General features: G+C 66.9%; 11 protein-coding genes. 8 read left to right on the top strand and 3 right to left on the bottom strand.

Annotated features, from left to right (window positions below; all coding sequences use genetic code 11):
- The first annotated feature begins 35 nt into the window (after positions 1 to 35).
- On the top strand, positions 36 to 2225 hold the full coding sequence (locus MCHLDSM_RS33270; RefSeq protein WP_048473931.1) for an alpha-ketoacid dehydrogenase subunit alpha/beta: 2190 nt from the start codon (positions 36 to 38) through the stop codon (positions 2223 to 2225).
- Complete coding sequence (locus MCHLDSM_RS33265) at positions 2225 to 3487, top strand: dihydrolipoamide acetyltransferase family protein (protein ID WP_053083154.1); 1263 nt, start codon at positions 2225 to 2227, stop codon at positions 3485 to 3487. Before MCHLDSM_RS33270 ends, MCHLDSM_RS33265 begins: the two co-directional genes overlap by 1 nt.
- A gap of 15 nt (positions 3488 to 3502) precedes the next feature.
- Here the strand turns inward: MCHLDSM_RS33265 and lhgO are convergent, their stop codons facing one another.
- Entirely contained in the window at positions 3503 to 4672 is a 1170-nt protein-coding gene (gene lhgO / locus MCHLDSM_RS33260; protein ID WP_234714268.1) for an L-2-hydroxyglutarate dehydrogenase, read from the bottom strand.
- A 26-nt stretch (positions 4673 to 4698) separates the two neighbouring features.
- The gene (locus tag MCHLDSM_RS33255) at positions 4699 to 5193 is read right to left on the bottom strand and encodes a MarR family winged helix-turn-helix transcriptional regulator (protein WP_048473929.1); all 495 of its coding nucleotides are present in this window, start codon (positions 5191 to 5193) and stop codon (positions 4699 to 4701) included.
- A gap of 125 nt (positions 5194 to 5318) precedes the next feature.
- On the opposite strand from MCHLDSM_RS33255, the gene MCHLDSM_RS33250 reads away from it, so the two are divergent.
- The 5 genes from MCHLDSM_RS33250 to MCHLDSM_RS33230 all read left to right on the top strand — a co-directional run bounded on the left by MCHLDSM_RS33250 (position 5319) and on the right by MCHLDSM_RS33230 (position 10695).
- Positions 5319 to 5735 carry a Rid family hydrolase gene (locus MCHLDSM_RS33250; protein ID WP_048473928.1) on the top strand — a complete coding sequence of 139 codons (417 nt, stop codon included), beginning with the start codon at positions 5319 to 5321 and terminating at the stop codon, positions 5733 to 5735.
- A 53-nt stretch (positions 5736 to 5788) separates the two neighbouring features.
- Positions 5789 to 6895 (top strand): alkene reductase, encoded by a 1107-nt coding sequence (locus MCHLDSM_RS33245; RefSeq protein ID WP_048474195.1) that lies wholly within the window; start codon positions 5789 to 5791, stop codon positions 6893 to 6895.
- 35 nt (positions 6896 to 6930) lie between these two features.
- Entirely contained in the window at positions 6931 to 7119 is a 189-nt protein-coding gene (locus MCHLDSM_RS33240; RefSeq protein ID WP_048474194.1) for a hypothetical protein, read from the top strand.
- A gap of 202 nt (positions 7120 to 7321) precedes the next feature.
- Complete coding sequence (locus MCHLDSM_RS33235) at positions 7322 to 8533, top strand: acetyl-CoA C-acetyltransferase (RefSeq protein ID WP_048420872.1); 1212 nt, start codon at positions 7322 to 7324, stop codon at positions 8531 to 8533.
- Positions 8534 to 8547: 14 nt separating this feature from the next.
- Positions 8548 to 10695, top strand: coding sequence for a 3-hydroxyacyl-CoA dehydrogenase NAD-binding domain-containing protein (locus MCHLDSM_RS33230; RefSeq protein WP_048473927.1), 2148 nt, complete (start codon positions 8548 to 8550; stop codon positions 10693 to 10695).
- 57 nt (positions 10696 to 10752) lie between these two features.
- Here MCHLDSM_RS33230 and MCHLDSM_RS33225 read toward each other — a convergent pair whose 3' ends face one another.
- Entirely contained in the window at positions 10753 to 11178 is a 426-nt protein-coding gene (locus MCHLDSM_RS33225) for a pyridoxamine 5'-phosphate oxidase family protein (protein ID WP_048473926.1), read from the bottom strand.
- A gap of 236 nt (positions 11179 to 11414) precedes the next feature.
- Between MCHLDSM_RS33225 and MCHLDSM_RS33220 the strand changes: the two genes are divergently transcribed.
- Positions 11415 to 12389: a helix-turn-helix domain-containing protein gene (locus tag MCHLDSM_RS33220; protein ID WP_048473925.1), complete on the top strand. Its 975-nt coding sequence runs from the start codon at positions 11415 to 11417 to the stop codon at positions 12387 to 12389.
- The last annotated feature ends 46 nt before the right edge of the window (positions 12390 to 12435 follow it).

Raw genomic sequence — 12435 nt, 5'->3', positions numbered from 1 at the left:
ATCACACCGCAACCAGGTCGATGGAGATGAGGGACATGCCAACCGAACGCCGCCTGGAGACCGGCTCGCCGTGGGTCGAGCTGAGGACCACCGCCAAGGACTGGAAAGCCGCTGACCCGGCACTGCTCGGAACGATGCTGGCCGAACTCCACCTCATCCGCGCGTTCGAGGAGACGGTCCTGGAACTCGCCGGCGAAGGGTTGGTGCACGGCCCCGCGCACTCCAGCATCGGCCAGGAGGGCGGCGCGGTTGGATCCATCGTCGGCTTGCGCTCCTCCGATGCGGTCAACGGTTCCCACCGCGGTCACCACCAATTCCTCGCCAAAGCGCTGACCCACGTTGCCGGTGGCATCATCGACCCGGCCGCACCTGTCACGCCGAAGATCCAACGGGTCCTGCAACGCACGCTCGCCGAAATTCTCGGGTTGGCGCAGGGGTTCTGCCGCGGCCGGGGCGGCTCGATGCACCTGCAGTGGTTCGAGGCGGGAGCGTTGGGCACCAACGCGATCGTCGGCGGCGGCGTGCCGATGGGCGCGGGTAATGCGTGGGCGCAGAAGCACAGTGGAACAGACGATGTGACCATCAGCTATTTCGGCGACGGCTCCAGCCAGATCGGGTCGGTACTGGAGTCGATGAACCTCGCGGCGGCCTGGAAACTGCCGTTCTGCTTCTTCATCGAGAACAATCTCTACGCGGTGTCCACCCGAGTCGACGAGATCACCGCCGACCCACGATTGTCGGTGCGAGGACAAGGGTTCGGCATCCCCGGCTGGCGGGTCGACGGGATGGATCCGCTGGCGGTTCACCTGGCCACCGAGCAGGCTGCCGCCAGGATGCGCGCCGGCGAGGGGCCGGCGGTGGTCGAAGCCGAGGTCTATCGCTTCTTCCACCAGAACGGGCCGTACCCCGGCAGCGCATTCGGATACCGCGACAAGAACGAAGAAGCCCAGTGGCGCGCCCGCGATCCACTCGACCGGACCGCCGCAGAGATGACGAAGCTCAAGCTCATCGATGACGAGGGCGTGGCCGAGTTGCGCCGGCAGTCCAAGGAAGCGATGGCGGCGGCGGTGGCGGAACTACTGGAACCGGATCCGGACTCCGCGGGAAAGCGGCGCATTCGCCCGGAGCTGTGGCCTGATCCCGGCTTCGTCAACGTCGGGGTCCGCGGTGATGCCTCCGAATTGGATTCGCTGACGGCACTCGAACCCACCGCGTACGAGGGTCCCTGGCGCAAGACCAGATTCGTCGAAGCGGTGGCCGGGGTGATGGACCGTCGGATGGCCGCCGACGAGCGCATCGTGATCTTCGGTGAGGACGTGCATCGCCTGGGTGGCGGAACCAACGGTGCGACCAAGGGATTGGCCAAGTACGGGGATGACCGCGTGGTCGGGACGCCGATCAGTGAGAACGCGTTCACCGGTCTCGGTGGTGGGCTGGCGCTCGACGGCCGGTTCCGGCCCGTCGTGGAATTCATGTATCCCGACTTCATGTGGGTGGCTGCCGACCAGGTGTTCAATCAGATCGGCAAGGCCCGCCACATGTTCGGCGGTGAGAACCCTGTCCCGATCGTGCTGCGCACCAAGGTCGCCATGGGTTCCGGCTACGGTTCCCAGCACCTGATGGACCCTGCCGGGATCTTCGCGACCAGCCCCGGCTGGCGCATCGTGGCTCCCTCCACGGCGGCCGACTACGTCGGACTGATGAACGCCGCACTGGCGCTGCAAGATCCGGTACTGGTGATCGAGCACGTGGACCTATACAGCACCGCCGATCAGGTCCCGGACGGGGATCTCGACTACATCATCCCTCCCGGCCGTGCCGCCGTCCGTCGCACCGGTGCGGAGGTGACCGTGATCAGCTATCTGTCGATGGTGGCCCACTGTGCCGAAGCCATCGAGCAGACCGGAATCGACGCCGAGTTGATCGACCTGCGCTGGCTGGACCGCGCGTCCCTCGATTGGGACACCATCGAGGCCAGCGTCAAGAAGACCAACGCGGTGCTGATCGTCGAGCAGGGCGCACGCGGAACATCGTATGGAGGATGGCTGGCCGACGAGATCCAGCGCAGGCTCTTCGACTGGCTGGACCAACCCGTGGAACGCGTTTCCGGCGGGGAGGCCTCGCCCAGCATCTCGCGGGTGCTGGAGCGAGCCGCCATTGCGCGCACCGAGGAAGTGGTCACCGGCCTGGAGAAGATTCGCGCCGGGATGGGGCAGGTGCACTGATGGCCGTCGTGAGGATGCCCGAGGTGCTGGCCAACACTGGTGAAGCCGTCATCCAGACCTGGTTGGTCGCCGTCGGACAGGAGATCAGCGTCGGGGACCCCATCGCCGAGATCGAAACGGAGAAGGCGGTTGTCGAGTACTCCGCTGAGGTGGACGGGACAGTTGCCGAGCTCTTGGCCGAGCCCGGCGTGCCGATAGCGGTAGGCGAACCTATCGCGAAGGTGACCCGGGCAGGGGAGGCGCACGAGCCGGATGACGCCGCGCCGGCACCGGCGGCGGCACCCCGCGACCCGGAATCCGCGGCACCGGTGTTGGAGGACACCGACGACCGACCGCAGAGCACGGTCACCACGATGGACGACGACCGCCAGGGCGCACCCGCGGGCAACGGGCGAAGGCTGTTCGCCACTCCGCTGGTGCGGAAACTGGCCGGCGAGAAAGGTATCGATCTGACGACCGTGGCCGGCACGGGTCCCGGAGGACGGATCGTGCGACGAGACCTGGATCGGTTAGCGACGACGCCGCCGGAGGAGACACCGACGACGTCGGCGCCCGCCCAGGGGACTTCGGCTGAGCCGGGTACCCCCTACCGCGACGTTCCGCTGAGCGGCATGCGCAGGGCGATTGCGCGTCGGCTCACCGAGAGCAAGACCACCGTTCCGCACTTCTACGTCACCGCCGACTGTCGTGTCGACGCACTCTTGGATCTGCGCCGGTCGGTCAACGCCGCGGGCACCAACAAGATCTCGGTCAACGATTTTGTGCTCAAGGCCGTGGCGGGCGCACTGGTGGAGGTGCCCGAGGCCAATGTCATCTTCACCGGCGACGCGATCCGGCAGTTCTCGGGAGTGGACATCGCGGTGGCTGTTGCGGTGGAGGGCGGCCTGCTGACACCGGTGCTGCGCGGGGTCGACAACTTGCCGCTGTCGGGGATCGCCACCCGGGTCGCTGATCTCGCCGAGCGGGCTCGCGCCGGGAAGCTCAAGCAGCAGGAGCTCGAGGGCGGCAGCTTCTCGGTCTCCAACCTCGGAATGTACGGCGTCGACGGCTTTTCGGCGATCCTCAACCCGCCCCACTCCGGCATTCTCGCTGTCGGCGCGGCCGCGCAACGCCCTGTCGTCGAAGACGGAGCGCTGACGGTCGGCTCGGTCATGACCGTCAACCTCTCGGCCGATCACCGGGTGATCGACGGATCGGTGGCGGCGCAGTGGATGTCGGCGTTCACGAGGCGAATCGAGAACCCACTCACGATCCTGATCTGAAGCTCGTCGCGACCCCTACGGCAGGAGCCCCTCGGCCAGGGTCTGACCGATCGGGAGTGCCGACGTCGCCGCCGGCGACGGTGCATTCAGCACATGGATGCTGCGGGGCGTCCTCTCCAGCAGGAAGTCGTGCACCAGCGTCCCGTCCCGACGGACAGCCTGAGCTCTGATCCCCGCTTCGCGGGGCAGAAGATCGCTCAATTGCAGTTCGGGACAGTACTTCTGGCATTCGGCGAGATATCCGCGCTTGAACAGCGAATTCTTCATCTCGTGGATTCCGGTGCGCACGTTGGCCCGCGCGACCCGCCACATCCCCGGATAACGCGCATAATCGAGCACATCGCGCACTTTCACGGCGCCTTTCCGATAGTCCTCGCGCGAAAACCCGAGAACGGCGTTGGGGCCCACGGTGATTCCGCCGTCGATAGTCGGGCTGAGGTGCACTCCGAGGAACGGCAGGGCCGGATCCGGAATCGGATAGATGAGGCGCGCGACGAGGTCCGCGCGGTACGGCGGCAGCGAGTAATACTCACCCCGGAACGGAATGATCCGCACGTCGACGTCGATACCGGCCATCGCGGCGATGCGATCAGCCTGCAGCCCCGCGCAGGCGACGAGGCGCTCTGCGCGCCAGATGCCGGCTTCGGTGTCCACGACGACCTCGGTGGCCGCTTCGTGGACATCCGTGACCGTCGTGCCGGTCACCACCTCGCCGCCGGCCGCGACAACCAGGGCCGCCAGGGTTTCGCAGACGCGCGCGTAGTCGATGATGCCTGTGGTGGACACCTCGATGGCGCCGAGCCCGCGGATGTGGGGCTCGGCGCGCCGCAGTTCGGCAGCGTCCACGAGTCGCACGTCGAGGCCGTTGACCAGGGCACGCTCGTGGAGGGCCAGCATGCGCCCGTGCTCTGTTTCGTCGGTCGCGACCAGCAGTTTGCCGGTCGTGCGAAACGGGATGCCGTGTGCCGTGGCGAAGTCCTTGGTCTCCTGGGCGCCGCGCTTGCAGAGGGTGGCTTTGAGGCTGCCGGGTTCGTAATAGATGCCCGAGTGGATGACGCCGCTGTTGTGGCCCGTCTGGTGCTGGGCCACGCCGGGCTCCTTCTCCAGAACCGCGACCGACACTCCGGGACGGCGTTGCTGGATCTTCCACGCGGTCGCGAGTCCGACGATGCCGCCGCCGATCACGATGACATCGACGCGGTGTGCTGCGGTCACGACCGCCGTCCGTCCCGTGGAGCCTTCTCGAGGTTGGGGTGGACCACACGCAGTTTGTCCGCGATGCGCGCCAGCGCTCGCAGATCGGTGGGGGAGAGCGGATCGAGCACCAGTTCCCGGACGGCGCGCACGTGAATCGGCGCGGCCTCGACCACGAGGCGATAACCGTCCTCGGTCAGATGGGCCAGCGTGTAGCGGCCGTCATCGGGGTCGGTCGAACGGGTCACCCACCCGCGCTGCTCGAAGCGTTTCACCACGTTGGACAGCCGAGACAGCGACCCGTTGGTCAGAAACGCCAACTCACTCATGCGGATTCGGCGATCCGGCGCCTCGGACAGATGGCTCAGCGTGAGGTATTCGAACAGGGTCAGATCCACGTCGCGCAACGGAGCCTCGAGCTTGCCGGGGAGAAGCAGCATGAGCGAGACCAGGCCCGTCCACGCCTCTTTCTCGTTCCCGTTCAGCCAGGTCGGATCCTTGCTCGGTGCCATCTTCGGAGCGTATCGGCCACCGGCAGGTTTTCCCTCGGAAGTGCTCGCGCGGAATAACTTCACGCATGAAGTGATTGAGTGTTATGGTCAGTTCAAGCATGAAGTAATCAACGAAAGGTCAGCCCATGTCCGATGTCGAGTTCTTCGTCACCCCCGGCTACGGCGAGATGTTCCGCGACACGCGGCACTACAGCCAGGCGGTCCGGATCGGCGACCGCGTCGAGATCTCGGGCCAGGGCGGCTGGGACGACGACCTGAACTTCCCCGAGTCCCTGGCAGACGAGATCGCCCGAGCGTTCGAGAACGTGGAACGCACGCTCGCCGCGGCGGGTGCGAGCTGGCAGGACGTCGTGCACGTGAACTCCTATCACGTGGCCAGTGCAGGCGCGGCGATCGATCCGGTGCACGCCGAGGTCATGGTCGATCAGTTGCGGACGTGGATGCCCGAGCGCATGCCGATCTGGACGGCGACCGGTGTCAGCGCGCTTGCGGCGAACGGGATGCGCGTCGAGATCCGGGTCAGCGCTGTCGTCGGCGACTGACGCGACGCATCGCCTCGGGAATGAACCGCCCCGTCGGTGCGCTTGAGTCCAGCATGACCTTCACCCTCGGCGAACAGTCCGCACTCCTGCAGCCCAGCACCGTCGGTGCAGTGAGCGTCGCCAACCGTCTCTTCATGGCGCCCCTGACCCGATCACGCGCCGACGCCGACGGCACGCCGTCGTCGCTGGCGGCGGAGTATTACGCGCAGCGCGCCGCGGCGGGGCTCATCATCAGCGAGGCGACCGCGGTCTGCGAACAGGCCAACGGCGCCTACATGAACACTCCCGGCATCTACACCGACCGGCAGCAGGACAAGTGGGCGGAGATCGCCTCGGCCGTGCACCGGGCGGGCGGAAAGATGTTCGTGCAGTTGTGGCATGTCGGACGGATGGCACACCCCGACATCAGCGGGTTCGAAGCGGTGGGGCCCTCGCCGATCGCCGCCGACCTGGTGACGCACACGCCTACGGGGAAGAAGCCGCTGCCCGTGCCGCGCGCACTGACCGTCAGTGAGATCGCCGAGATCGTCGGTCAATTCCGCTCCGCGGCCCGCCGTGCGATCGACGCCGGCATGGACGGCGTCGAAATCCATTCTGCCAACGGCTATCTGCTCCACGAGTTCCTGTCCGACGTCGTCAACCAGCGCACCGACGTCTACGGCGGCTCCCCGGAGAACCGGGCCCGCTTCGCCGCCGAGGTCGTGGAGGCCGTCGCTGACGAGATCGGCGCCGACCGCGTCGGGCTGCGGATTTCGCCCGGGAACGGCGCCGGCGACATGCACGAAATCGATCAGGTGAGCGCTTACGAGTTGCTGCTGTGCCGGATCTCCTCGCTGAAGATCGCCTATCTGCACATCGTGAGCGAGCCATCGGCGCCGGCGTTCGCGGCGCTGCGCACGCAGTGGGACGGCACGCTGGTGCTCAACACCCCGCGCACCGTCGACACCGACTTCGCGATGCTGGAGAACCTCGCCGAGTGGGGCGTGATCAGTGCGGCCGCCGTCGGGCGGGCCTTCCTCGCGAACCCGGACCTGGTGACTCGGCTGACCGCCGGCGCCGAACTCAACGAGCCTGACGTGGCGACGTTCTACGCCCCGGGGCCGGCGGGCTACATCGACTACCCCACGTTGGACGAATTGGTGACGCCCCGCTCGGCGTAGGTGTGAAGTGGTCGTGGGCGGGAAACACCTCCGCCATGGCTACCTACCGCGTGCTCAACCCCAAGGGCGACATCGTCGAAACCAAGGACATCGAGAGCGCCGAAGACGCCCACGCCTGGTTCGTCGATCAGCGTGCGGACAACTCCGAGTTGGGGTGGCGCATGGAAGTCGAGCACGACGGCGAGTGGTCGTTCTTCGACGACACCGAAGGCTCAGCCAGCTAGCACTTCTCTCCGCGAGCAGACAGGAACTCGCGTGATCTGATCCCGGATCGCGCGAGTTCGTGTCTGCTCGTCCTGGCTTCAGAGGGCGGCCCAACCAAGCGGTTGGGCGAGGCTGCTAGCATGCCGCTAGAGGAGCAGCCTCCCCGCGGGTCCCGTCATGGGACCACCGCGGCCCCCAACCTGAACAGGACCTGGAGAGCACATGTCCGAAGATGCCTTCATTTATGAGGCGATCCGCACCCCGCGCGGCAAGCAGCGCAACGGATCGCTCAACGAGATCAAGCCCGTCAACCTCGTCGTCGGCCTGATCGACGAGATCCGGTCTCGCCACCCTGACCTCGACGAGTCGCTGATCAGCGACGTCATCCTCGGTGTCGTCTCGCCCGTCGGCGACCAGGGCGGCGACATCGCCCGCACCGCCGCGCTGGTGGCGAAGCTGCCCGAGACCACCGGCGGGTTCCAGCTCAACCGGTTCTGCGCCTCGGGCCTGGAAGCGGTCAACCTGGGCGCGCAGAAGGTGCGTTCGGGCTGGGACGACCTGGTGCTGGCCGGCGGCGTGGAGTCGATGAGCCGCGTTCCGATGGGCTCCGACGGCGGCGCCTGGGCCAGTGACCCCGAGACGAACTACCGCATCGGTTTCGTGCCGCAGGGCATCGGCGCCGACCTGATCGCCACCATCGAGGGCTTCTCTCGCGACGACGTCGACGCCTACGCGCTGCGCAGCCAGCAGAAGGCGGCCGCCGCGTGGTCGGGCGGCTACTTCGCCAAGTCCGTCGTGCCGGTCAAGGACCAGAACGGCCTGGTCGTCCTCGACCATGACGAGCACATGCGCCCCGACACCACCCTCGAGGGTCTGGCCAAGCTGAAGACCGCGTTCGACGGCATCGGCGCGATGGGCGGCTTCGACGACGTGGCGCTGCAGAAGTACCACTACGTCGAAAAGATCAACCACGTCCACACGGGCGGCAACAGCTCGGGCATCGTCGACGGTGCGGCGCTGGTGCTCATCGGGAGTGAAAAGGCCGGCCAGTCGCAGGGGCTGACCCCGCGTGCCCGCATCGTCGCCACCGCGACGTCCGGTGCCGACCCCGTCATCATGCTGACCGGCCCGACGCCGGCCACCAAGAAGGTGCTCGATCGTGCCGGCCTGACCGTCGATGACATCGATCTGTTCGAGCTGAACGAGGCGTTCGCCTCGGTGGTGCTGAAGTTCCAGAAGGATCTGAACATCCCCGACGAGAAGCTCAACGTCAACGGTGGCGCCATCGCGATGGGCCACCCGCTGGGCGCCACCGGCGCCATGATCACCGGAACGATGGTCGACGAGCTCGAGCGACGCAACGCGCGGCGTGCGCTGATCACGCTGTGCATCGGCGGCGGCATGGGCGTGGCCACCATCATCGAGCGAGTCTGAGAGGCCTGAGAACCATGGCAGAGAACACCATTCAGTGGGACAAAGACGCCGACGGCATCGTCACCCTGACGCTGGACGACCCGACGGGCTCGGCCAACGTGATGAACGAGCACTACAAGGAGTCCATGCACAACGCCGTCGAACGGCTTGTGCAGGAAAAGGATTCGATCACCGGCGTGGTGATCGCCAGCGCGAAGAAGACCTTCTTCGCCGGCGGTGACCTCAAGGGCATGATGAAGGTCGGCCCGGAGAACGCCGCCGAGTCGTTCGCCGAGGTCGAGTTCATCAAGGCCGACCTGCGCACGCTGGAGACGCTCGGAGTGCCCGTCGTCGCGGCGATCAACGGCGCCGCCCTCGGCGGCGGCCTGGAGATCGCACTGGCGTGTCATCACCGCATCGCGGCCGACGTCAAGGGAGTCGTCATCGGCCTGCCTGAGGTCACCCTGGGTCTGCTGCCCGGTGGCGGCGGCGTCGCCCGCACGGTCCGGATGTTCGGCATCCAGAAGGCCTTCATGGAGATCCTGAGCCAGGGCACCCGCTTCAAGCCGGGCAAGGCCAAGGAGATCGGCTTGGTCGACGAACTGGTCGGCAGCACCGACGAATTGGTGCCCGCCGCCAAGGCGTGGATCAAGGCGAATCCCGAGGCGCACACCCAGCCGTGGGACCAGAAGGGCTACAAGATGCCCGGCGGCACCCCGTCGCACCCGGCGCTCGCGGCCATCCTGCCGTCGTTCCCCGCGCTGCTGCGCAAGCAGCTCAAGGGTGCGCCGATGCCGGCGCCGCGGGCGATCCTCGACGCCGCCGTCGAGGGTGCCCAGGTGGATTTCGACACCGCCACCAGGATCGAGAGCCGTTACTTCACCTCGCTGGTGACGGGTCAGACCGCGAAGAACATGATCCAGGCGTTCTTCCTCGACTTGCAGGCCATCAACGGCGGCGCGTCACGTCCCGACGGCATCGAGCCGGTCAAGATCAACAAGATCGGCGTCCTCGGCGCGGGCATGATGGGCGCCGGAATCGCCTACGTCTCGGCCAAGGCCGGGTATGACGTTGTGCTCAAGGATGTTTCGCAGGAAGCCGCCGACAAGGGCAAGAACTACTCGGAGAAGCTGGAAGCCAAGGCGCTCGAGCGGGGCCGCACGACGAAGGAGAAGTCCGACGCGCTGCTGGCCCGCATCACCCCGACCGCCGATCCGGCCGACCTCAAGGGTGTCGATTTCGTCGTCGAGGCCGTCTTCGAGAACCAGGAACTCAAGCACAAGGTGTTCCAGGAGATCGAGGACATCGTCGAGCCCAACGCACTGCTGGGTTCCAACACCTCCACGCTGCCGATCACGGGTCTCGCCTCCGGCGTGAAGCGCCAGGAGGACTTCATCGGCATCCACTTCTTCTCTCCGGTCGACAAGATGCCGCTGGTCGAGATCATCAAGGGCGAGAAGACCTCTGACGAGGCCCTGGCCCGGGTGTTCGACTACACGCTGGCCATCGGCAAGACACCGATCGTGGTCAACGACAGCCGCGGTTTCTTCACCAGCCGTGTCATCGGCACCTTCGTCAACGAGGCGCTGGCGATGCTGGGTGAGGGTGTCGCTCCGGCCAGCATCGAGCAGGCCGGTTCGCAGGCCGGCTACCCGGCGGCGCCGCTGCAGCTGTCCGACGAGCTCAACCTCGAGCTCATGCAGAAGATCGCGACCGAGACCCGCAAGGCGACCGAGGCCGCGGGCGGAACTTACGAGCCGCACCCGGCCGAGGGCGTCGTGAACAAGATGATCGAGATCGGCCGTCCGTCGCGCCTGAAGGGCGCGGGCTTCTACGAGTACGTCGACGGCAAGCGCGCCGGCCTGTGGGAGGGACTGGCTGACACCTTCGGGTCGGGCAAGGCAGACATCCCCTTGCAGGACATGATCGACCGGATGCTGTTCGCCGAGGCACTCGAGACCCAGAAGTGCCTGGACGAGGGCGTTCTCACCTCGACCGCCGACGCGAACATCGGCTCGATCATGGGTATCGGCTATCCGCCCTACACCGGTGGTTCGGCGCAGTTCATCGTCGGCTACCAGGGAGCCGGCGGTGTCGGCAAGGAGGCCTTCGTCGCCCGCGCCAAGGAACTGGCGGCCAAGTACGGCGAGCGGTTCACCCCGCCGTCGTCGCTGACCAGCTAGTCATCGCTCGGAATCCCCCGGAATCGCAATGGTTCCGGGGGATTCTGCGTTGTCGGGTCAGAACGAGCCCATGTCCGACGACAGCCAGTGCTGCGGTTGCATGAAGATCGCGACGTTCGCGCCGAGGTTCTCGCGGGCGAACTGAAGGTACCGTTCGGCGCCTTCGCCGCTGAGATAGCGGTGGGTCATCTCGACCAACTGCTCGTCGGTGCCGGGCTCGATCCGGCTCACCGCGCCGTCGACGGCGACGTAGCGGGTGGTGGGCTCGACGCGCTCGACCATCAACGAGAAGAATCCCTTCTCCTCGATCTGCCGGGCCTTGCGCGAGTCGACACCGGTGAGCAGCCACGGCTCGCCGCCGGGACTGTACTGGTACCAGATAGGCACGGTCAGGGGTCCGCGGGTGTCACCGGCGGACACCGACAGCGCCGCGACGTGCGGCTCGGCCAGGAAGTGCTCGCGTTCGTCTTTCGATAGGGCCATGGCCTCAGGGTAGGCGCGGGGTCCGACGTTCCCGGGCCGCTGAGTCCCGAGGTGGGGTGACGCCGTGCGCCACTCCATGAGCCGAATGGACACCGGCCAGAACGTCACGCAGAACGCAAAAGACATTGTGGCGAAACATCTTCCGGCGGCGTCTCGTGTACAGCATGTCTCGATGCTGCCCGACCGACGTCCGTCGCAACAGTGGCCCTGAGGCCACTGTTCGTTAGGATAGTGCCATGCACACCGTCGCGATCCTCGCCTATGACGGCATGACCGGTTTCGAATCAGGATTGGCCGCCGAGATCTTCGGTATGACAGAGCTGTCCCCGCTGTTCTCCGCGGGCATCGCCCGTCCGTGGTACTCGGTGCGGTTGTGCGCCGAGACGCCCGAGGTGCGACTGCTCGGCGGCGCGACGGTGCACACGTCGTACGGGCTGGAAGCGCTGGCCGATGCGGACACGGTGGTGATCCCGAGCGTGCGCGACATCGACGAACCGGTCTCCCCGGCGCTCATCGAGGCGATCCGGGCGGCGGATCGTCGGGCGGCCCGGCTGGTGTCGATCTGCTCGGGTGCGTTCGCGCTGGCCGCCGCGGGCGTCCTGGACGGCCGCGCGGCCACCACGCACTGGATCTATGCCGACGCCCTGCAGGCGCGCTATCCGGACATCACGATCGACCGCGCGCCTCTCTATGTCGACAACGGAAGGGTGCTGACCAGCGCCGGCTGCGCCGCCGGTCTGGATCTATGTCTGCACATCGTGCGATCCGATCACGGGGTCAGCGTCGCCAACGACGTGGCGCGGCGGCTGGTGATCGCCCCTCATCGCGCGGGCGGTCAGGCGCAGTACATCGAGATGCCGGTACCCGAAGCCACCGACGACGGCCGTATCGCCGCGGGAATGGCCTGGGCGCTGGAGCATCTCGACGCGCCGATCACCCTTGACGAACTGGCCGCGCAGTGTGCGATGTCGCGGCGTAGTTTCCTTCGCCAGTTCGCCAAGGCCACCGGAACCACCCCGATCCGGTGGCTCATCGAGCAACGCGTACAGGCGAGCCTGCCGCTGCTCGAGGCGTCCTCCCTCTCGATCGAACAGGTCGGCGCCCGCGTCGGTTTCGAGTCGCCGGTCACTTTTCGCTACCACTTCGTGCGACAGATGCAGACGACGCCGAGTGACTACCGGTCCTGCTTCGCCGGCCGCCCGGCACAGTGACAGGCGGCCTCGGCCTTCCACCCGGGCGGTGATCCGCGGGCCTAGA

The organism is Mycolicibacterium chlorophenolicum (assembly GCF_001044235.1).
GTDB lineage: Bacteria > Actinomycetota > Actinomycetes > Mycobacteriales > Mycobacteriaceae > Mycobacterium > Mycobacterium chlorophenolicum.
The sequence above is the reverse complement of the archived record's forward strand: the minus strand, read 5'-3'. Positions and strand labels throughout refer to the sequence as shown.